Consider the following 22,624-nt stretch of genomic DNA (forward strand, 5'->3'; position numbering starts at 1 on the left):
AGAGTCCCCGTCACTGGATATTGACGTCGACGCTGGCCGGCAGGTCGATGCGCATGAGGGCATCGACCGTCTTCGGCGTCGGGTCGAGGATGTCGATCAGCCGCTTGTGCGTACGCATCTCGAAGTGCTCGCGCGAGTCCTTGTACTTGTGCGGCGAACGGATGACGCAGTACACGTTCTTCTCGGTCGGCAACGGCACCGGCCCGACGACCCGGGCCCCGGTGCGGGTCACCGTTTCGACGATCTTGCGTGCAGACGCATCGATCGCCTCGTGGTCATAGGCCTTGAGCCTGATGCGGATCTTCTGTCCCGCCACGCTAAGTGTCCTTTTCTCCGCTTTCGTCCGTGATCCGGATACCGGCTAGGGCGTCCGTACCACCTTCATTTGCACAGCCCGAACACACGATGACGTCCCGTGCCCGATCGGCCAGGGCCCGAAGGAGGCAGCCTGCGTTCCACGCAGGGCACCCGATTGGGCACCAGACCAACACGGCGGAGACCACGACCAGGCAAAACCCAGTCCGTGCCGCTGTTCATCTGTCATGGTTCTCCGGTCCACGCGGTCGGGCGTGTCGCCTTCTCGCTCATTCCTCGGCCCCGGAAGAAAACTTCGATCGTGGCCTGCGGAACTTCGTCCCGGACGTACCCGCACCGCATTCGGTGAGGTACTCGCTGGTTTTACTCACCCCGCCCAGCCGTGTCATTTCATGGAAACGACGGCGACCCGGGGCAAGGCAACCCGAACAGTATGCACGAGCCCCCCGAGGCGTTTCAAATCGGGGTCGGCCGAGGTCGCGCACTGCGGCAACCATACCGCCGAACGACTATCTTACCGCTGAGTAAGATAGCGGCATGACGAACCTCACCGGTACCTACCGCGGCTGGCGCAAACTGCCGGACAACCCCCTCGGCCACGGACTGTTCTCCCTGTCGATGGTGGCCCGCGTCCCCTATTTCGCCACAGTCCTGCCCCGGGTGGTCCGGCTGGAACCCGGCCTGTGCGAGGTCAAGGCCCCGAAATGGTTCGGTGTCCACAACCACCTCGGCACCTTCCATGCCATCGCCGCCTGCAACCTGGCGGAGATCGCCATGGGCATGCTGAGCGAGGCAACGGTCCCCACCACGCACCGCTGGATCCCCAAGGCAATGCAGGTCCAGTACCTCACCAAAGCCACCACCGGCCTCCGTGCGGTCGCCGAACTCCCGGAAATCCCCGACTTCGCCACCATCACCGAAGGCCGCGACGTAACCGTCCCCGTATCGATCTACGACCAAACGGGTTGCGAGGTCGTGCACGCCGACATCACCACCTGGGTCACCCCCAAGAACTGACTTCCCGCCCGGCCCCGCAATCGAGCGCGGTCCGGCGGGCACCAAGAGAACCCCCACCCATCCGACACCGACACCGACACCGACACCGACACCGACACCGACACCGACACCGACACCGACAGGCTCACTCCGAGGCCGGCCCACCCCATCCCCACGTAACCAACGGCGGCGCCGAGTCCAGCGAGGCCCTGAAAGGTTTTGGCCCGTCCATGCTTTCCGACCGCGAGACAATGCGGCGCAGCCGCGAGTATCGCGGTCGGAAAGCATGGACCTAGGGGGCCAAAACCCGCGCGCGCCAGCGCGCCAAAAACACAGCACCTTCGCGAGCAGGCCCACCCATCACCCCCGCAACCAGGCCCACCCATCACCCCCGCGACCCAGCTCACAACCATCCCGCCAGCCGCCTGTTGCTCTCCCCCGGCCGAACCCCGTTGAATGCAGTACATGTCAGCCAGTACCGACAAGTTCGATATCTGCGTCGTCGGGCTGGGCCCGTCCGGCCGGGCTCTCGCCCACCGCGCTACCGTGGCCGGGCTGCGGGTCGCCGCCGTGGACCCCCGGCCCGACCGGCTGTGGCCGCCGACGTTCTCCTGCTGGATCGACGAACTGCCGGAGTGGTTACCGCACAGCGTGATCGCGAGCCGGATTCCCGCACCGGTCGTCTGGACCACTGCCGAGCTCCGGATCGAACGTCCCTACTGCGTGCTGTCGAAACCGCTGCTGCGGGATGCGCTAGCGCTCGACGACGCCCGGGTGTACGCACAGCGCGCGACCCGGGTGGATGCGCATGAGGTCGAACTCGCCGACGGCACGGCGCTCCGCGCGGCGGTGGTGGTCGACTCCCGCGGTATGCCGGGACCCGGTGACCGCCGTACGGCCAGCGCGCACGGGATCTTCGTCGCCGCCGAAACCGCCGAGCCGATGGTCCGCGAGGGCGAGGGGCTGCTGCTGGATTGGCGGCCGGAGAACGGCGCCGGGCCCGATGAACCGCCGTCGTTCCTGTACTCGGTACCGCTCGGCGACGGCACCGTGGTCTTCGAGGAGACCAGCCTCGGGTTGCGGGGCGGGATGCCGCAGCACGAACTGCGTAAACGCACCCTCAACCGGCTGGCCGCGCACGGTATCGAACTGACCGGAGAGGAGCCGAGCGAGGCCGCGCACTACCCGCTGGACACGCCGCCGCCGGCCAAGGGTGCCGGGCGGGTGGTGCCGTTCGGTTCCCGTGGCGGGATGATGCATCCGTGCACCGGCTACAGCGTGGCCGATTCGTTCGCGCTGGCCGATACCGCGGTCGCCGCGATCCGGTGCGGCGAGGACCCGATCGCCGCGCTGTGGCCGTGGCAGGCGCGCCTCACCTATTGGATGCGGATGCGCGGGCTGTGGGGGCTGGGCCGGTTGACCACCGAACAGTCCGTCGCCATGTTCGATTCCTTCTTCTCCGCTTCCCCGCGCGGGCAGCGGGCCCTGCTGTCGGCGCACGACGACTACGCGGTCCTGGGGTCGGTGCTGTTCAACACCGTCGCCCACACCTGGCCGTTCCGCTGGCGTTACGACCTGGTCGGCTGGACCAACCGCAACCGGTGGGTCGACTATCCCTTCGCACCCGCGGTGCCGGCCGACAGCCGCAAGTAGTCCCGAGCAGAACCCGCCGACAGCCGGGAGTAACCCGAGCCGGCCGACCAACGACTGGGAGTAACTCCGGCGCCGGCCGCGACGGTAGTCCCGGCAGAGTCGGCGGTCCCCCGAGCCATCCGGCCGACCTGCCGGAATCAACCTCAACCGTGCGCACGGCAGCAGCCCCGAACCACCCTGCCGAACGCCGGAAGCGGCCCCCGAAAGTGCCCACGGCTGTCAGATGGTGCCCACCGGCCGGTCCGGGCCGGGCGCGGATGCTTTGCCCCGCTCCGATGGCGGCCCGCAGTACTTCGCCGCGGCGGCGAGTCCTCAGCCGCTGGTCTCGGAAGCCTTCCGGTAACCACGGACCGCCGGGTAGCCGAAGATCAGGATGACCCCGCCCACCCACAGCAGGGTGTCGATGAGCGGTTCGGCGACCGGGCCGCCGTAGGAGAGCCCCTTCATCGCTTCGATGGCGCAACTCATCGGCTGGTTCTCCACGGTGGAGCGCAGCCAGGTCGGGTAGGCCTCGATCAGCACGAAACCGGAGTTGAAGAACAGCAGCAGGTTGGTGAGCAGCCCGACCAGCTGCACCAGCAGCGGTCCTTCGGTGACCGTGGCAATCGCGGTGATGAACACCGCGAACCCGATACCGAACAGGATCGGGATCCCGATGAGGCCGAGCGCGGCCAACGGCCCTTGTTCGAATCGGAAACCGATACAGAAGCCCACCGCGATCACGATCAGCGTGGTGACCAGCACCCGGATCGCTTCGGCCAGCAACCGGCCGGTGAGCCCGGCCGCGCGATGGATCGGCATGGTCCAGAACCGGCCGAGGAGCCCGGTGGCCTTCTCGTTCTTGAAGCCGAGGGCGCTCACCACGGCCCCGATCATCGCCGCGATCAGGGTGATCATCGGGACGGTGCCGTAGACGGCCGGTTTCCCGGAGAAACTCGAAATGGACTCGTCGAGGACGATCCAGAACATCAGCAGGGTCAGCGCCGGGTACACGATGGTCTGGATGGTGGTCGACGGATCGCGCAGCCAGGCGGTCAGCAGCCGTTTGCATTCGACCCAGCTGTGGACGGCCCAGGCCGCCGGCGAGTTCTCGGCCCGGGTGGCGACCTTCGGCAGGTCGATCGCGGCGGCCGTCGGCGCGAAACGTCCGCGGCCCGCGGGGGTATCGACAATGCTCATGCTCGCCTCACACTCGCCCAGACCGCGAACGGGACGAACAGCACCGCCCCGGCGATCAGCCAGATCAACCCGACCCGCAGCACCTCCCAGCTCACACCGTCGCCCGCCATATCGCGCAGTGCGTAGGCGAACTGGGTGATGGGTTGATTGCGGACGAACGGCTGGACCCATTCGGGGAACTGGGTTTCCGGTACGAAACCGCAGGACATCATGCCGAAGATCAAGGTCGGCAGGGTCAGCGCCTGGCTCAGCGCCTGCGGGCTCTTCGTCAGGCTGCCCAGACCGTCTGCGCCGACGGCCAGCATGGTGCCCACAGCGAGCGCGAAGGCGCAGAATCCGATGGTTTGGCCCCACCCGGCGGTGAATTCGAATCCGATGATGTGCCCGTAGATCAGCGCGGCGGTCAGCGAAACGACGGATCGGACGAGTCCGGCCGCGATCCGCGAGGTCAACGGCACCAGCAGGCCGATCGGCATGGTCTGCAACCGGGTGGTGAATCCGGTACGCGCCTCGAAGGCCGCCAATTGTGCGTTCGACATCATGGTGAACGCCATGGTCTGCAGGACGACGATGGGCATGACGAACTGCGCGTAGTCGATGCCCTGGAACTGCATCACCAGGCGCAGCGGCAGATAGAAGCCGACGGTGAAGACGAGCGGCGTGAGGATGGCACCGATCAGCTCCCCCTTGCTGACCATGGTCCAGACGATCCGGCCGGTGAGTGCCCGCCATTGCGCGAAGTACGAGACATGCGTGCGCGGCAGTTCGGCGGCGAAGAGCCCGGTGCGGTCGAGGGCGGGCGCGCTCATATGGGCTCACCCGGCCGCTCGGTGCCGGTATGGCCGGTGATGGACAGAAAGACATCGTCGAGGGAGGGGCGCCGCAGCCCGATATCGGCGAGCCTGATCTCGGCGGCATCCAGCCGGCGCAAGGCCTCGGCGAGTGTCGCGGCGCCCTCCGGTGCGGGGATGGACAGCCGCTCGGAACCGTCGAGATCGGCGGCGACCGCGGACGGGACGAGGTCCCCCAGAGCGGTGGCCGCGCGACGTACCTCGGCGGGATCCAGCGGCACGATTTCGCAGTAGCTGCCGCCCGTCTTCTCCTTGAGTTCGTCGGCGGTGCCTTCGGCGATCACCGTGCCTTTGTCGATCACGATGATGTTGTCCGACAGCACATCGGCTTCTTCCAGGTACTGGGTGGTCAGCAGAACGGTGATGCCCTGTTCCTTCAGCGCGTTCACCAGCTCCCAGACGCCCTGCCGGCTGCGCGGGTCGAGACCGGTGGTCGGTTCGTCGAGGAATACTACTTCCGGCCGGACCACCAGCCCGCAGGCGATATCCACCCGGCGCCGCATACCACCGGAATACTGGTGCACCGGGCGCCGGCCGGCGGCGACGAGATCGAATTCGGCGAGCAGTGTATCCGCGCGTTTACGCGCCGCCGATTTACTCAGGCCCATCAACCGGCCGAACAGTTCGAGGTTCTCCCGGCCCGACAGGTTCAGGTCCAGCGCCGCGTACTGGCCGGTCATCATGATCGAACGGCGCACCGCCGCCGGATCCCGCCGGACATCGTGACCGGCCACGATGGCCCGCCCGGCATCCGGCCGCAGCAGCGTCGAGAGGATTTTTACGGTGGTGGTCTTACCGGCACCGTTGGGTCCGAGGATGCCGAGTACGGTGCCGCGCTCGGCGGTGAAGCTCACCCCCCGCAGCGCGTGGACCTCGCCGAACGATTTGGTGATCCCGTCGACTTCGACCGTCGCCGCACCAGCGGTCGCGCCGGGTCCGGATATCCGGGGGGTCGTCCCGTTCGCCTCCGTGGGCGGGTTGTCCGGCCGGGCCGCGGCGCTCTCGGCCGGCTCGGCGGACGCACCATCCGGCGCGGCCGGAGAGACAACGTTCCGGGCGGCTGTCCCGGCATCATTCGAACTCGGCATCAACTCTCCACTATCGGCCGGATGGGGCGGTGGGGCGGACCGGCGCATCGGTATCCCGCTGGATGATCCCCGGCGCCGGTCGCGATGTTACCGATCGGCGTTTCGGCGGCCCGGTCGCCGCCGGTACCCCGAACGACATCCGGACCAACTGTGCGTTTGGTCACAGCAGCGCTTGGGTGGACTATCACGCCTGGTCGGCGGCGCAGTGACAGCGCACGGGCAGTGCGCGTGCCTTGTCGGCGTGGCCGCCACCACCATAATCTGACGTGCATGGCCGATACCGCGCAGCCCGAGGTGGCGGCGCGTTCGGGAGGATCCGGCCGACCGAGCGTGCTCACCTCCTACGATCCCCGCACCGGCGAGATCGTCGGCAACTACAACATCGCCGGCCCGGGCGAACTCCAACGTGCCGTATCCGACGCCCGCTCCGCCGAGACCTGGTGGTCGACAGTGGGTTTCGGCCCTCGCAAACGACTGCTTCTGGAGTGGAAACGCGTTATCGCGCGCCGCGCAGCACAATTGGTGGAGATTCTGCGCGAGGAAACCGGTAAACCCGAGGCCGACGCCGCCATCGAGGTGATGCTCGCGGTGGAGAACCTCGATTGGGCCGCGCGCAACGCGGGCCGGGTACTGGGCCGGCGCACACTGGCGTCGAATTGGCTCACCCGCAACCAGCATGCGTCGGTCGGCTATCTGCCGCTGGGCGTGGTGGGCGTGCTGGGTCCCTGGCAGAACCCGGTTTTCACCCCGATGGGGTCCATCGCGTACGCGATGGCCGCCGGTAACGCCGTGGTTTTCAAACCCCATGAACTCACCAGCGGTACCGGTTTGTGGCTGGCATCGACCTGGCGGGAAGTCGCGCCGGACAAACCGGTGCTGTCGGCGGTCACCGGCGACGATTCCACCGCCGCGGCGCTGTGCCGCGCCGGGGTCGACAAGATCGCGTACGCCGGCCCGGAGGCGCAGGGCCGGGAGGTGATCTCACTGTGCGCGCAGACCATGACCCCGGTCGTGGTGGAGAACTCCGGTAAAGGCGCCATGATCGTGCACGTCGACGCGAAAATCGAAGACGCCGCCGAGGCTGCGGTGTTCGGCGCCATGGCCAATGCGGGCCAGAACGCGACCGGGGTCCAGCGCGCCTACGTCGCGGCGTCGATATACGACCAGTTCCTCGACCTGGTCGTGGACCGGGCGCGGGCGCTGCGTCCCGGCGCCGACCGCCGGTCGTCCTACGGCCCGATGATTCTGGAATCGCAGACCGAGGTGGTGCGTAAACAGGTCCGCGACGCCCTCGCCCGGGGTGGCCGAGCGGTCGTCGGCGGCCTGGATTCGATTCGCGAGCCCTACGTCGAACCCATCGTCCTGGCCGATGTCCCGGAGGAGAGCATCGCCATCACCGAGGAAGGGATCGGCCCGGTCCTCATCGTGAACAAGGTGCGCGACCTCGACGATGCCGTGACCCGTATCAACGATGCCGGTCGCGGTATCGCGGTCTCGGTGTTCACCCGCGATATCGCCGAGGTCGAAATCTATGCCGAACGATTGCGGGCGGGCGTGGTCACGGTCAATACCGCCACCACCTACGCGAGTATCCCGGCGCTACCGTTCGGCGGTGTGGGCGAGTACGGGCAGGGCCACAGCCACGGAGATCTGGGCCTGCGCGAATTCAGCCGGACCCTGTCCATCGCCCGGAACCGCTACGGAGAAGCGCTGGGACTGTCCAGCTTCTACCGGAACGCCCGGCGACTGCGCTTCGCGCGCGCTGTTTTCCGGTTCCGGCACGGGTGAGCGCCCGCCCTCCGGGGCCGGACGCCGATGCGGTTCAGCGTGATTGCGAACCGAGCAGCGTAGCCATCATCAGAGCGTGCAACCTGGCCATCTGCTGCGGGCGGGAATCGAAGCGGATCAACCGGCCCACATCGATCACCTGACCGATCGCCGAATGCACCCGGAAGCGCGCCTCCGTGGAGTCGTCGTCGAGCAGGTTCGCCCATTCGTGCACGTTCTGCCGCTGGATCGCCCGCAGTTTGTGCTGCTCGGCCTGCGGCAGGTTCGGAAACTCCGCGTAGTACACCGGCATGATCTCCGGCATGGCGAAACTGAGCCGCACATACCGGTCGGCGATCTTGTTCACCGCGTCCGCGCGGCCACTGGCCTCCGCCAGCGCTTCGGTGATCGCGAACGCCAGCCGGTCACCGGTACGGTGGAACGCCGCGGCCAGCAGATCGGATTTACTGCTGAAGTACCGGTAGACGCTGGAGGCATTGATGCCGACGGCGGCGCCGATCTCCTCGATACTGGCCTCGTGATAGCCGCGGCGGCCGAAGATCCGGATCGCCTCGGTGAGCAACTGTTCCCGTTTGGAGGTCACCGGCAGACCGCGCGGCTGCGGATCCGCTTCACCGGGGCCGGGTGCGGGCGGGAGTTCGGTACGCACGATCGCCCACGCCATATCGCACAGCAGCGGCAGCAGTTTGGCGCTCGACAGGGCGGTGCGATGCGCCGAGATACTGCCGATCACACTGAGCACCGCGGCCGCCAGTAGGGCGACGTCCTCCGGTGGCGCATCCGGTCGCAACTTCTCGATCGGCCCGGCGAAGGTCCGGTTGATCTCGTTGTAGAGGGTGCGGATCCGGGCGCGGTCGGGCTGCTCCAGGTAGCGGCCTTCCCAGCGGTACAGGCCGGCCTCGCGGCGGATCTCGATGGTGTGTTCGGCCACCGCGCGGATCAGGGCGTCCAGATGCTGTTCCGGGGTCGCGCCGGGTTCGTCCGCGCCGCGCGCGGCGTCCAGGAGTTGCCGGGCACCCTCTTCGGCCGCGGCGACCAGCAGGGCGTACTTATTGGCGAAATGGCGGTACAGCGCTGGACCGGAGATCCCCACCTCGGCCGCGATCTCGTCCACGCCGACCGGGTAGTAGCCGCGCTCGCTGAACGCGCGGGCCGCCGCGCGCATGATCTGCACTTTGCGATCCTTGGGACGCCGGCGCCCGCCCTGGCCGTTGCCACGGTCGGCCGGACGAATGCGCACCGGGTCCACCCGGCTGCTCTCCGCGACCATGCATTCTCCGTTCGCCTCGGCGGCGCCGCCGGTGTTGACAGCGCCCGACAAGTCAACCTAAGTTAACCACAATTCGCAATGTTAACCGGTATTCGCCAGCCGGTCGGCACCGGACAGCACCCGATGGAGCACAGATGGTCAACACAGATTCCCCCACCACACAGCCCGCGGGTTTCTCCGCGGTGCACGACGGCCGGGTGCTGCGGGTGACGCTCACCAAACCCAAACGCAAGAACGCCCTCGACTACGACAGCCTGGTCGCACTCGGCGATACATTCCTCGCCGCGGCCCAGGACACCTCGGTCCGGGTCGTGGTACTCACCGGCGAGGGCAGCGATTTCTGCACCGGCGCCGATCTGGCCGCCAGCGCCGAAGAAGGCGCCCGCGGAGTCACCCCGGACATGGTGATGGATGCGGCGAACCGCCTGGTCCGCGCCATTGTGGATATGCCGGTCCCCGTGATCTCCCGGATCCGTGGCGCGGCCGCCGGTGTCGGTGTCGGTATCGCACTGGCCGCCGACCTGGTCTACGCCGAAGCCGACTCCTACCTACTGCTGGCCTTCATCAATATCGGCCTGATGCCCGACGGCGGCGCCGCGGCCCTGGTCGCCGCGGCCGCAGGCCGCCCACTGGCCGCGCGCCTGGCACTGCTCGGCGAACGCCTCCCCGCCCCCGCCGCCCGCGCCGAGGGGCTGTTCACCGATGTCCTGGCAACCACCGAGGAACTCGACGCCGCCGTCGAGGCCGCCGCCGAGAAGATCGGCCACGGCCCGCGCCGGGCGCTGGAACTCACCAAGAAGGCCCTCAACCGCGCCACGCTGGCCGCGTTGGACACCGCACTCGCCGACGAGAAGGCCGGACAGGTGGAACTGCTGCAATCGCCAGATTTCTTCGAAGGCGCCGCCGCCATGCTCGGCAAGCGCAAAGCAGTCTTCGCGGAGTAGGCGCCGCTCTGGACGAGAGCAACGGCCCGGTCGATTCGACCGGGCCGTTGTTTCGTTGCGGAAGTACCAGAGCCGACGGAAAACACCGCACGGGGCTGTGCGGCACCGACTACCCGCCTAGTTCGGCACCAGGACTACACGCCGGTCGTTCAGCAGACACCGTAGAGCAGGCGGCAGCGGGCGCACCGCCTGCCCGCCCCGGACCGCAGGTGCCGAGGTCGCGCGCTTCCGGGAGCCGGCCGGTGAGCGGTGTCGCGCCTGCGCCGGGATCCGGGGTATCCCCACACGGGTTCCGCGGCCCGATCGCCGGGTGACGTCTGTCCGCACCGGAACCCACGGCGGCCCGATTCCGGCTGATCATCTTGTCTGTACCGGGACCGACGGCCACCCGTTCCCGGCTGATCATCTGTCCCACAGAAACTGGCGGCCCGGTCGATTCGACCGGGCCGCCATAGTTCGACTCAGCTCACGCCTCGCTCATCGGCGCGTCGCCGGGATCAGACCCCCAGGCCACGGGCGAGCACCGGCCAGGAAGCCCGGAACTCGTCTTCCCAGTAACCCCACGAGTGGGTGCCCGAATCACGGAAGTTGAAGGTCGCGGGGATACCCAGCGAATCCAGCCGGCCCTTCAGGTTGTGGGTGCAGAAGTTCGTACCCGCCTCGATGACACCGCCGACCAGGATCTGGTTGGCCAGGCCGTACGACCCCGGGAGGGTGTGCGGGCCGTTCAGCGTGTCCCAACGGCCGGGCAGGCCGTTACCGGTGGATACGTAGAGTTCCATACCGCGCAACGCCTCGGCGTGGACATACGGGTCGTTCGCGACCCACGCCTCGGACCCCTGCGGACCCCACATGTTCATGGTGTCGCCGCCGCCCCACGTCTCGACGGTGAGCTTCACGAATTCCGACCCCACCGGATCGCTGGTCTGCGCGCAACCGCTGTAGGAGGCGGCCGCCTTGTACAGGCCGGGATTCCCGATCGGCAGGGCCAGCACGGTGGTGGCGGAGGTCGACAGGCCGGCGAGGGCGTTCACGCCGTTGGTGCCGAGCGCGCCGTCGACCAGCGGCGGGAGTTCCTCGGTGAAGAAGGTCTTCCACTTGTTGCGGCCGAGCGCCGGATCATCCTTGATCCAGTCGGTGTAGTAGGTCCAGCTACCACCGATCGGCTGGACGACGTTCACATTCTTGTCGGACAAGAATTCGAGCGTATTGGTCTGTGCCTGCCACGACGCGGAATCCTCGCCGCCGCCCGCACCGTTCAGCAGGTACAGCGTGGGCCGCGGCACCGAGGCGTCGGCCGGACGCTGGACGTCGACGACGATCTCCTTGTCCATGGACGTGGAGTGCACATACAGGCGCAGGTTGCGATCGTCCTTGTACTCGGCCTTGACGATCCGCGACCCGTTGGGCGAGGTGGGGTCGGCGAGCAGCGTCTTGGACTCGATGATCGGGTCGGCCGCCGCCGCGGTACCGCCACCGAGCCCCGTCATCACGCCCGCGAACACCGCTGTGGCCGCGACCATCGCCGCGGCGCGTCTTCCGCCACGCCGGCTGAGTCGACGTATCAATTTCGCACCTTCGCTTCGTATCGAATGTTCATTCGGGCTCTTTCCACACACCGGCACCGGCCGGGTCCCGGACCCGAACGCTCACAGTATCCGGGCACCAGTCGGCCACCCCGGAGTTTCCGCCTGTGTAGTCGTACGGCGTGGACATATCGTTACCGTAGCGTTGTCCGAATGTCTCGATTCGGTCGCGCATACTGTGCCGATTCAGCACGGCAGGCTCCGGCCGTACTCACCGGACACCAGAGCGCCCTGGTGCTGCCCGGCCTCCGGATACCGGCGCGTCCCCGTCGCAACAACACGAATCAGCGCCGACCGCGCTAATCATGCCCGCCACGCCGCGAACCGACCGGGAGCGACCCACCGTGTCGCCCCGTACGACCCAGGTATTCCAGCACACCGTCGCGGCGCCGCACGATATCGCCCGTGCGGTACAACCGGCCGCCGCCGGCGGCGGCAACGAACTGCACGGCGGTATCCCCTGGAGCGTCGTAGAAACCGCGCGCCAGCTGCGGCCCGCCGATGTACATCTCCCCGGCGGTGCCCGGCGGCACCGGACGCAGTTGTTCGTCCAGCAGATACACCCGGTCATTGGTGACCGGCCGCCCGCCGACCGACCCGACGGTGATCACACCCGTCTCGTTGTGCCCGTACCAGATGACCAATTCCGCGCCCGGTAGCAGATTCATGAACCGTTCCACCCCGCCCGACGGCAGGGCGGCACCGTCGACGACGAGACGCCGCAGGCTCGGGTGTGCGGCCCGGCCACCCCCGTCGGTCACCGAATCGAGGAATCGGTCCAGCAGCACCGGGACGACATGCACAACGGTTACCTTGTGGGCGGCGATCGACCGCGACAGGTCCGCGGCCCGGCCGGGATGGTCGGGCATCAAGATCTGCGCGCCGCTGTGCAGCGGCCGGAACAGCTCCCAGAGTGTGATGTCGCCGACGGTGGGCGCCGCGTGCAACACCAGATCCGCCGAATCGTAGGGATGGCTGCGCTGCGCACGGCGCAACCGTTCGACCATCTGCCGATGCGTGCCCGCGACCCCCACCGCCATATCCGGCCGGTAGCGGATATCGGCGATATCGTCGGCAGCCACCACCGGGTCCGCGGCCGGGTCGGTCGGCAGGTCCAGGTAGAGCAGGTCGATCGCGACGACCGGGATACCGGTCCCCGTGGTTACGCCGTCGTCGGAAATGCTCAGCACGCAGATCGGCTCCGCCGACGCCAGCACCCGGTCGAGGTCCGCGGCGGAACCACCCGGATCCACCGGTACGTAGGCGCCGCCGGCCCGCAGCACCGCGCAGACCGCGACCACCAGGTCGATCCCGGGTCGCATGGCCACCGCGACCGGGGTCTGCGCTCCGACACCGAACCGGATCAGCTCCACCGACAGAGCCCGCGATTTACGGTCGAGTTCGACATAGCTGAGCAACCGGGCACCCTGCCGGACCGCCGGGTCGGCAGGTGTGCGCGCCACTTGGACGTCGAACAACGACAGCAGCGTGTTCTCGTCCTCGCGGGGACCGAGATCGCGAATCGGCGACAGGTACGCGGTGGTCTCCACATCGGTGACCGGCCGCAGGAACGTCGTCGGCTCCGGGTCGGCCGTGGACTCCGCGTCCCCGCCACCGGACCGCAACTCCGGGCCCTCCGCCCCAGGCCCATCCGCTACCGCGGCGAGTTCCGGCCGGCGTTGCGGCAGCGGCGCCGCGGGTTCGGGTGCGGACCACCCGCCGGGCTCGGTACGCCGCTGCGGTGGTTCGGCGGTCTGTCCGCGCTCTGCAGACTCTTCGACCTGAGCCGGGCGGCGCCTCGGCAGCGATACCGGTCCGGCGGCCGGTGCAGCCTCCTGTTCATCCGCGCCGGTAGCAGGCCGATCCTGGGCAGAGGCCGCGGAGTAAGCGTCATCATCACTGCTGTGATCGGCCGGTTGGGACCGCCGCTGCGGGAGGCCGCCGGGACGCGGCGACACCGGCTGTTCCGAGGAATCCGGGCCAGCCTGCAGCCCCGGCCGGCGCTGCGGCAAACCGGTAAGCGACGAAGGTGCCGCATCCCCGGAACCGGCGCCATCCCGCAAACCCGGTCGGCGCTGCGGCAAACCGGCCGAACCGGGACCGGCGGCCTCGGCGCGCGAGCCCTCGAAGTCGGTGCTCACCTGCGGCATATCGACAAGGCCGGCCAGCGGTGATTCCGGACGCTCGTCCCCGGTGGTCGCGAGCTGCTCCTCGGCCTGGGAGCGCCGCTGCGGCAGCTCCGGACCGGGTACAGGCTCCGGCGAAAGCGAGTGATCCGCCACGCCGGGCTGCCGTTGCGATAAGCCCGAATCCGCCGGCTGCTCGGGCAAGGACAAACCATTCTGCGACCGCGATCGCTGCGGCAGGCCGGAGCCGATCGGCGGCTCCGAGGCAAGTACGCCGTCTTCCGAGCGCAACTGTCGCTGCGGCAATCCGTCGGTACCGAATGTGGGCGCCCCACCCGACGACCGCTCCGCGGACTGCCGACTGCGCTGCGGCAAATTATCGGCACCGGATGTGGGCACACCACCCGACGACCGCTCGGCAGACTGCCGACTGCGCTGCGGCAGTTCCGAGGAAGACGGCGACTCCGGCAGCAGCGGACCAGCGTGCAAACGCGGCCGGCGTTGCGGAAGGTCTGCGGAGGGCGACGGGCTCGACGACTCCTCGCCTGCCCGCGGCGGGACACCAGGGCCGGGCGTCGGCGCTTCCGGATGGTCGTCCCCCGATTCCACGGCCTGACGACCGGCCTCGGGGCGACGCTGCGGAAGGCCCGACCCGGCGGGCGAAGGCGAATCGCCCCGTGAGCGGGGACGCCGCTGAGGTAGGCCACCTGGGCCTACCGCGGCGGCCTCGCCACGTTGATCCGCGAAATCTCCCGGTTCCTCGCCGCTCCCGGAGGGATCGGCGGGCCCGGACAGCGATACTTCCGGAAGCCGGCCCTCTGTTCCTGCTTCTCCTGCGTCCTGCGGGCGGCGCTGCGGCAGGCCACTCGCGCGCAGCCGGGAAACCTCCCCGGCCTGATCCGTGGAATCTCCGGGCTCCTCGTCGACCGGCGGTCGCTCGGTCGCACCGGACGTGGATGCTTCCGGACGCTGGTCTGCTGCTCCCGCGACCTGGGCGCCTGTCTGCAGGCGGCGCTGCGGAAGGTTCGAACCGGCGGACGACTCCGGTGGAACCGGACTGTCCTGCCTCCGCGGACGGCGCTGCGGCAGACCGCTCAGTCCCAGACCGGCCGAGGTACCGGCACGATCATCGAAGTTCGCCGGCTGCCGCTGTGGGAGTGCGTCGGCGGCGGGTTCCGGCGCGTCGGGAGCCGCGTCGCTGGTGCGTCGCCGGCGTTGCGGCAGACCCGAGCCCACCGGGGGATGCGGCGGATCGGTGATCGGGCGCAGCAGAGAGGTGACCTCCGCGTCCGGAACCGGTGCGTGCAGATCGTGATCGTGGTCCGGGAGAGGTTCTCGGTCCGCCAGTCCCTGCGGAACGGCCCCGCCGTCCTGCCACGCTCGGTCGTCGGAGCGGTCTTCGGCGGGCGAATCGGCAGCGGCCGGCGGTTGCCGATCCTGCGATGTACTTACGTCGGCCGCGGAGTCGGCGGTCTCGTACTCGGCAGACGCGTATGGATCGGTCGTTTGCGGCACATACGAGTCCGGGTCGCCCGCTGCGTACGAATCGGCCGCCGCCGGCGCATACGGGTCCGGCCCGGCCGCTGCGCCCGGATCGGCTACTGGTGGCGCGTACGGGTCCGGGATGGTGGGGGGCTGTGGCGCCGGGTCGGGCCGGGTCGGGCGGAGGCCGTGTTCGGCGAGTCCACCCAATGCACGCACCCAGTGCTCGGCGAAGGTTTTCACCTCTTCGCCGAGGAAAACCTCGGTGGCGTAGTCGAAACGGCACAGCAGGCCGTCATCGGTGACGTCGACGGTCAAGACCAGCGGAACCCCGTCGGCCGGACCGTCGGTGTGCACGCGGGCGGGCCGCAGATCGCGATAACGCAGCGTGAACCGCCCCGAATCGGCGGCGGCGAATTCGGCGGAGGTCTCCGCGCTCAGATAGCGCAGCAGCGCGTACCCGGCACCACCGCCGGGGACCGAGCGGACGAGATCGCGGATCTGGGTGAGCGCGGCTCCGGCAGCGGGACCGCCCACCAGGGCGTCGGCGGTGTCGATATCGGCCACCTGCACCGACAGCGGGAATTCGGTGGCGAATCCGCCGATCAGATCGTCGCTGCGGCTCACCAGCGAGCGGGCATCGGCGTCGTAGCGCACCAATGAGCCCAGCGCCCGGACCACCGCCCCCTGTTCGCCGGTACGCAACGCGATTGCGACCGCGGTCAGCAGCACCTCGGGCACGGTGGCCTGATAGGCGTCGGCCGCGGCGGTCACCGCGGCGGTACCTTCGGCGGTGATGGCCAGCGAAACCCGGCGCCGGGCCCGCAGATCCACGGTGCCAAGGGGCGCCGCGGTACGGGCACCCGCCAGATTCCGGCGCCACCAGCCGGCCTCGTCGAGGAGATCGATCGACCGGGCCCGCTGATCAAGAGCCTGGATGAGCTGCGGCAACCGCGATTCCGAGGCCGCGGGCGCGGTATCCCCGGCGATCAGTTCATCGACGATCACCCGCCAGGACCGGTCGTCGACGACGAGACCGTTCGCCACGACCACCAGTCGCCGCGCCGATTCGGCGCCGGTGACCACGAAATGGATATTGCGGCCGGTCGCCGGATCGAGGGCGTCCGCGGCTGCCTGCACCACATCGTCGGTCGCCACCGTGTTCTCGCCGGATCCGGGATCGAGCCACCAGTATTGCCGGTCGCCGCGCTGCTCCCGCGGCGGAATCCACAGGGTGGGTGACCGATCGCTGCTGTCGAGCCGGGCCGACAGCAGCGGATGCCGGGTGACCAGTGCACGAACTACTGCTTCGGTGTCGTCGAGTGGCCGGTCGGCGGGAAGGTCCAGCACGATCGACCGGACTTCGACCCCCGGCAGTGGGTTCTCGAGGAGACGGATCACCGTGGGAGTCGCGGGGAGTTCACCGGAAACCTCGGAGCCACCGGAACTCTCGCCCTCGGCAGCCGGCCCGCGCGGCGATTCGGAAACCGCCGCAGCGTCGTCCAGCTTCCGGGAGGTACCAGCATCGATCGTGGAAGCATCGTCCTCGCCGGCCCGCGTGCCCTCGACTGCGTCGAATCCGGACCGCACACCGGGACCCGCGTGCTCCGCGGCGCCGGGCGCCGCGCCGCCGGCCATGTCCGCAGCCGCCGACCCGCGACGGGCGTCGTCGACGGCGTCTACCTCTGCAAGCGCTCCACCAGCCCGACCGGGCATATCCGCGGCCGTGGCTCGGACACCGGCGCGGGCCGGCAGGTCTGCGTTCGCAGCTCCCGCATCGACATCACCGGCCAGGGCTGCGGCACCGGTACCGCGTCCGACGTCCGCAGCCGCGGTCCGGACATCCGCGCGGCCGGGCAGGTGGGTGTTCGCTGTATGCGCATCGCCGACCCCGTACGCGTCGGCTGTCGAGGTCTGCCCGGCTGTAGCGGGTTCTCCGCCACGGCTGTCCAGCTGCACGACGGATTGCTCCGGCTCGAGTGCAGTGGTGAGCGCCGGAACCTCGTCGGGGTCCGGCAGCCGGTCGCCGTCGGGTTCGCCCGCGGAGTTCAACGGAATCTGTTCGACTGCCTGGTACGCCACCGGTAGCAGCGAGGCCGGGAGCAGCCGGGCGAGCCCGGCCCGGACCTGGTCGAGGTCCGGATCGGCGCCGTGTTCGGGCACCACGTAGACGGCCAGCCGGCTGCCGGGCGCGGTCGGGTCGCTACCCGCGGCGACGGTGCGCGCCAGGATCGCGGCATCGGTGATCCCGGGCAGTGTGCGCAAGGCGGCCGCGATAATGTGCGGCCGGAGGCGGTGGCCGCGGAACCGGATCTGGTGGTCGGTGCGGCCGAGCAGGTCCAGACGTTGCGGTGTGGTGTGGGTGGCGTCGCGCCACAGCACCAGATCACCGGTGCGATACATGCGCTGGCCGTATCCGAAAGGGTTGGCCACGAAGCGGTCCGCGGTGAGCGGCGCCCGGCCGGCGTATCCGCGGGCCAGTTGGTCCCCGGCGAGGTACAGTTCGCCGGGCACACCCGGCGGGACCGGGCGTAGGCGGGAGTCCAGGACATACACCCGGGTGTTCCACTGCGGCAGGCCGATCGGGACCGACCGTTCGGCCGATCCGGCAGCCGGCCAGGACGTGGCCGATACCGCGGTTTCGCAGGTCCCGTACAGGTTGTGCACCTGGGCGCCGCAGCGGGCGCGCAGCGTGGAGACGATCTCCGGCGACAGCGGTTCGCCGGTCACGAAGATCTCGCGCAGGCTGCCCACGCGATCGGGGTCGATGAGTTCGGCGAATTCGGCGAGTTCGGCCGGTGCGAAATCGGTGACCGTCACCCCGTGCGCGGTAACGGCTTCGGCGATCTGCCGGGTATTCGCGGGTCCGGTCAGCACCAGTTCGGCGCCGGCACGCAGCGGCAGGAAGTAACCCCAGAGGGAGGTCCCGGCGGTGGCCGCATTGCGCTGCAGGTAGACATCGGTGAAGCCCAGCGGGGTCTGGGCGAGCATCAGGGTGATCTGGTTGTTGAGGGCGGTATGCGAGAGGACCGCCAGCTCGGGTCCGTCCGCGGCGGCCGATACACACATCACGCAGGCCGCGTTAGCGGGCCGTGCGGGACGGACCAGTTCCGCGGAGCGCACGGGTTCGGTGGAGTACTGCCCGAGTTCGTCCGAATCGACCAGGAGAACCGGTGCGGGCTGCCCGCTCGCGCGCACGGCTTCCGCGGCCCGGGATTCGCTCGCGCGGTCGGCCAGGACGAGGGCCGGTGTGGCGGTATCGAGGACCTGCGCGGTCCAGTGGGCCGGGTCGCGCGGGTCCAGCGGCAGATAGGCTCCGCCCGCGGTGAGCACGGCGTAGATCGCGACCACGAGATCGGGTGTGCACTGCGTGGCGATACCCACCACCGTTTCCGCGCCGACCCCGGCCTCGATCAATCGGCGGGCCAGCCGGTTGACCCGGCCATCGAATTCCTGGTAGCTCAGCTCGGTTTCCGCATCGGCCACGGCCACGGTATCGGGCCGGATGGCGACCGTCCGGCGGTAGCCGTCGAGCACGAGTTCCGGGGCCACCGGGTAGCGGGTGTCGTTCCACACCACCAGCAATCGGTCCAGGTCGGCACGCGACAGCAGGTCGATATCGCCGACCGGGCCGTCCGGGTCGCCGCCGGCGACGGTGAGCACTCGCTGGAATCGCCGCGCGATCTCGGTGACGGCGGTGCGCCCGAGCCGGTCCGCCGCGAAGCGGAATGCCGCCGCGATTCCGTCCGGGGAACCGTCCGGGGCCCGGTGCGGATCGATGACCAGGCGTAACGCCGCACCGACGGGCGCGGCGGGAACCTCGACGGGTTCGGTGGCCAGGCTGGGCATTTCGAGCCGGGGAATATCGTTGTGCCGCAATGCGATCGACACATCGAACAGGGGGGCGTCGATACCGAGTGCCGCGGTGAGGAGTTCGAACGGCAGATCCGCGTTGGCGAAGGCCCGGCGATCGGATTCCGCGACACGCTGCACCAGGTCGAGAAAGGATTCGGCCGGATCGATGCGGGTGCGAAGAACAACGGTGTTGGCGTACGGGCCGATCGCGTCGTCGAGTTCACGTTCGTCGCTTCCGCGCACGGAACTGCCCAGCACGATATCGGCCACCGCCGCCGACCGGGCCAGCAGCACCGCGAACGCCGCCCGCAGCACGATGAATTCAGAGGTGCCGGCACGCTGGGCGATTTCGGCGATCCGGCGATGGGTGCGGGTACCGATATCGAAGGCGTGCACACCTTCGCCGGTGGCGGCGGCCGCGGCATCGGCCGGGAACTCGAGCCGCGGAGGCAGTTCGGACAGGTACTCGCGCCAGTACGCGAGGCGCCGGGCGGCCAGTGAATCCGGGTCGGCGATATCGCCGAGTTCGGCCCGGCGGCCGAGGAAATAATCGAGATACTGGATCGACAGCGGCTGCCACAGCGGCCGCGACCGGTTGCGGCGGCCGAGGAACGCCCGCAGCAGGTCTCGGAGCAGTAATCCGGCCGAGACGTCGTCGGCCAGGATCCGATGGACCACGACCGCGACCACATGTTCCCGCGGACCCAGCTCGGCCAGCGCGAACCGTACCGGGACCTGTTCGGCGTCGGCGGCATCGAAATCGGTCTGCGATAACGCGTGCAGCCATTCGCCCAGACCCGCGGCGGGCACCGGTTCGGCGACCACTTCGGGCACGGCCTGTTCCCGGGGCAGCACCACCTGCTGCGGCGCCGCACCGGCCGCCGGGTAGACGGTGCGCAGGGTTTCGTGCCGGTCGACCACGTCGGCGACCGCGGCCTGCATGGCTGTGACGTCGAGGGGACCGGTCAGCCGCATTGCCGCGGTGATCGTTTCGACGGTGGTACCGGGCACGGCCTGGTTGCGTTCCCACAACCGCAGCTGCCCGGGTGAGAGCGGAATGGTCGCGGGACGTTCCACCAGGTTCGGCGGCCCGGCCGGCCGGGTCTCGTCCGGGTCGGACGGAGCCCCCGTTCCGGCATCGGAGTGGCTCGGGAGCTCCGGCTCCGCGGACCAGGCGGGAGGCACTGCCCAGTCCGGCCGGTTGGACAGTGGCTGCGCGGGGCCGGCTACCGCGGGGCCGCGTTCGGCCCGGTGGTCCGGCTCCCGTCCGGTGGACAGCGGGTTCTCGTAGAAGGCGGTGGCGTCACTGGGGATCGGCGCGGAGCCGCCCCGGACCGGTAGCGCGGCCGCGGCACCCGGCGATGGGTGCGCGGCCGCCGGGAACTGGTTTGCGGGATCCCCGGGGCCGCCCGGAGGTCCGGGGAGCTGACGGCCGCTCCGCAACCAGTCGTCGGTCGAACCCTCGAGCTGGTGCCGGTCCGGGGCCGCAGCGAATCCCGGCTCGGACGACCCCGAATCCGCGGGTTCCCCGCGATCTGCCCGTTCGGCCGCGCCGGGCGCTGCTGTTTCCGGCGTACCGTATGTTTCCGGGGCGTCGTACCGTCCGGGTCCGGGCGAATCGGCAACCGCTGGTTCGAACGGTTCCGCCGCGCTACGGGGGCCGCGGCCCGGAAGGGTTTGCTGACGGTCGGGCATCTCCAGGTAGCCGCGGCCCGTCAATTCCATATCCCGCTGCTCGGAAGCCAGGCGGCTGCCCTTCTCCGGTAACGAGTCCGGGGACCACTGGTCGGGTCCGGCGAAACCATGGCCTTGGGATACCGGCTCCGGCGAACCGCTCGGTACGGGGTCCGATCCTCGCGGCGCGGAGATTGTGGAACCGAAGTCCGCTCCCGACGGCCCGATTCCGCTCGCCGTCGGATCGGCGTCACGGACCTGCCGCCCCGGCTCCGCCGGGTCCCGAATCGGCAGGCTCTGCCCGTAATCGGGCAGTTCATCGGCGGGCCACCGGCCGGAGGCGGCGGCGTTCTCCGGCGGCGCCGCGTGCTCACCCGCCGCAGCTACGGCCGGCTCGCCGCGACTCGGCCGCGATATCGCGGCGGGCCCTTCGAGAGCCGGTAACTCGACCCGCCCCACATACTCCAGGGCGCCGCCGGACCCGCGCCGCACCAGATCACCGGTGCGGTAGAGGCGGGAGCCGTCCGCGGCGGACGGATCGGCGACCAGCAGTTGCGCGGTGCGCCCGGGGCGGCGGTGGTAGCCGCGCGCCAATTGCAGACCGCCCAGATACAGCTCACCCACGGCACCGTCGGCAACCGCGGCGAGCTGTTCGTCCAGAATATGCGCCGTGACCCCGCGGATCGGTGCGCCGAGAGTGAGCGGACCGCCCGGAACCAGCGGTGAGCTGATACCGGTCATGACGGTGACTTCGGCCGGGCCGTAGCCCTGGTAGAGGGCCCGGACCGAACCACCGGTCACCGGAATCGCCCAGCGCTGCACCGTCTCGGGCGGGCACGGCCGCCGGCCGGCGATCACCACACCCAGTTCGTCCAGTCCGGCGGGGTCGATCAGTTCGAGCGCATCCGCGGGCAGGTAGGCATGGGTCACCCCGGTGCGCTGCAGCAGTGCGGACAGTTCGTCGGCCCGCGAGACCAGCGGGGACACCACGACCATGGTCGCCGCGCCGCCCAGCGCCAGCAGCAGTTCCAGTACCGACGAATCCGAGGGCAGGGGCGCGAAGTTCAGGGTGCGGTCATCGGGTTCGACCCGGTAGCGGCCCTGCTGTTCGCTGCAGAGACCGGACAATCCGGCCTGGGTCACCACGACCCCGTCCGGCAAGGTTTCGCCGTCGGCGACATAGGTGACGTAGGCGGGATGTTCGGCGCGCAGCGGACGGACCCGGTCGGCGTAGGTGACGGCGTCGGCGGAGAACTGCTCCAGCGAACGGGCCGTATCGACGGTGTCGACCTGCAACCATTCGATTTCTTCCGGCAGTTCGTTGCGCACCCAGGACACCGCCAGGCCGTAGACGGCGCCGGCGTCGACGAGTAGATGTGCGACCCAGCCCGGTGGATAGGCCGGGTCGATCGGGACGAATCCGGCACCGGTCTTGGCGACGGCCCACACCGCGAGAACCGCATCCAGCGAACGCGGAATGGCCACGGCGACCAGGTCCTCCGGGCCGATACCGCGGGCAATCAGCGCCCGGGCCAACCGGCTGGACCAGGCGTCCAGATCGGCGTAACTGACCTGTTCCAAGGGTCCGGTACCGTCGGCGAGGACGAGTGCGACGCCGTCGGGATTGGTTTCGACGGCATTGGCGATCAGCTGCGGCAGAGTGGTCACGCGGGGCCGGCGGGTTCGCTGCGGCCTGGTCCGGACCGGCCGCGTCATGCTGCGCTCCGGAGGAGGTCATCCCGCTGACCGACTACCGCATCCATCTATCCGCCTCGCCTGCCTATCGCACTTCACCGCCGCGCCGACCGTGGCCGCGG

At 69.5% G+C, this 22,624-nt stretch carries 11 protein-coding genes; 4 read left to right on the forward strand and 7 right to left on the reverse strand.

What is annotated here, in order from left to right; all coding sequences use genetic code 11:
- Nucleotides 1–10: 10 nt before the first annotated feature.
- Nucleotides 11–316, reverse strand: coding sequence for a 30S ribosomal protein S10 (gene rpsJ / locus ACFWPH_RS24675; protein ID WP_003938093.1), 306 nt, complete (start codon nt 314–316; stop codon nt 11–13).
- 536 nt (nt 317–852) lie between these two features.
- On the opposite strand from rpsJ, the gene ACFWPH_RS24680 reads away from it, so the two are divergent.
- Together ACFWPH_RS24680 and ACFWPH_RS24685 are read left to right on the forward strand one after the other, a co-directional pair.
- On the forward strand, nt 853–1,332 hold the full coding sequence (locus ACFWPH_RS24680) for a hotdog fold domain-containing protein (protein WP_378754470.1): 480 nt from the start codon (nt 853–855) through the stop codon (nt 1,330–1,332).
- A 444-nt stretch (nt 1,333–1,776) separates the two neighbouring features.
- Nucleotides 1,777–2,964 carry a lycopene cyclase family protein gene (locus tag ACFWPH_RS24685; protein WP_378754471.1) on the forward strand — a complete coding sequence of 396 codons (1,188 nt, stop codon included), beginning with the start codon at nt 1,777–1,779 and terminating at the stop codon, nt 2,962–2,964.
- A 312-nt stretch (nt 2,965–3,276) separates the two neighbouring features.
- On the opposite strand, the gene ACFWPH_RS24690 is transcribed toward ACFWPH_RS24685, so the two are convergent.
- The 3 genes from ACFWPH_RS24690 to ACFWPH_RS24700 are packed head-to-tail and all read right to left on the reverse strand — an operon-like array spanning nt 3,277 to nt 6,082.
- The gene (locus ACFWPH_RS24690; protein ID WP_378754472.1) at nt 3,277–4,143 is read right to left on the reverse strand and encodes an ABC transporter permease; all 867 of its coding nucleotides are present in this window, start codon (nt 4,141–4,143) and stop codon (nt 3,277–3,279) included.
- On the reverse strand, nt 4,140–4,952 hold the full coding sequence (locus ACFWPH_RS24695; RefSeq protein ID WP_378754473.1) for an ABC transporter permease: 813 nt from the start codon (nt 4,950–4,952) through the stop codon (nt 4,140–4,142). The genes ACFWPH_RS24690 and ACFWPH_RS24695 overlap by 4 nt, the downstream gene beginning before the upstream one ends.
- The gene (locus ACFWPH_RS24700; RefSeq protein WP_378754474.1) at nt 4,949–6,082 is read right to left on the reverse strand and encodes an ATP-binding cassette domain-containing protein; all 1,134 of its coding nucleotides are present in this window, start codon (nt 6,080–6,082) and stop codon (nt 4,949–4,951) included. Before ACFWPH_RS24700 ends, ACFWPH_RS24695 begins: the two co-directional genes overlap by 4 nt.
- A gap of 270 nt (nt 6,083–6,352) precedes the next feature.
- On the opposite strand from ACFWPH_RS24700, the gene ACFWPH_RS24705 reads away from it, so the two are divergent.
- A complete protein-coding gene (locus ACFWPH_RS24705; RefSeq protein ID WP_378754475.1) occupies nt 6,353–7,870 on the forward strand; it encodes an aldehyde dehydrogenase family protein in 1,518 nt (505 codons plus the stop codon).
- A 34-nt stretch (nt 7,871–7,904) separates the two neighbouring features.
- Here the strand turns inward: ACFWPH_RS24705 and ACFWPH_RS24710 are convergent, their stop codons facing one another.
- On the reverse strand, nt 7,905–9,140 hold the full coding sequence (locus ACFWPH_RS24710) for a TetR/AcrR family transcriptional regulator (RefSeq protein ID WP_378754476.1): 1,236 nt from the start codon (nt 9,138–9,140) through the stop codon (nt 7,905–7,907).
- Between the two features lie 134 nt (nt 9,141–9,274).
- Here ACFWPH_RS24710 and ACFWPH_RS24715 point away from each other — a divergent pair, with 134 nt between their 5' ends.
- Nucleotides 9,275–10,084, forward strand: a complete 810-nt coding sequence (locus ACFWPH_RS24715) for an enoyl-CoA hydratase-related protein (protein WP_378754477.1) — start codon at nt 9,275–9,277, stop codon at nt 10,082–10,084.
- A 497-nt stretch (nt 10,085–10,581) separates the two neighbouring features.
- Here ACFWPH_RS24715 and ACFWPH_RS24720 read toward each other — a convergent pair whose 3' ends face one another.
- Together ACFWPH_RS24720 and ACFWPH_RS24725 are read right to left on the reverse strand one after the other, a co-directional pair.
- On the reverse strand, nt 10,582–11,607 hold the full coding sequence (locus ACFWPH_RS24720) for an alpha/beta hydrolase (protein ID WP_378754498.1): 1,026 nt from the start codon (nt 11,605–11,607) through the stop codon (nt 10,582–10,584).
- 362 nt (nt 11,608–11,969) lie between these two features.
- Nucleotides 11,970–22,523: an AMP-binding protein gene (locus tag ACFWPH_RS24725; RefSeq protein ID WP_378754478.1), complete on the reverse strand. Its 10,554-nt coding sequence runs from the start codon at nt 22,521–22,523 to the stop codon at nt 11,970–11,972.
- Nucleotides 22,524–22,624: the final 101 nt, after the last annotated feature.

The organism is Nocardia sp. NPDC058499 (assembly GCF_042719915.1).
In the GTDB taxonomy this organism is placed as follows: Bacteria; Actinomycetota; Actinomycetes; order Mycobacteriales; family Mycobacteriaceae; genus Nocardia.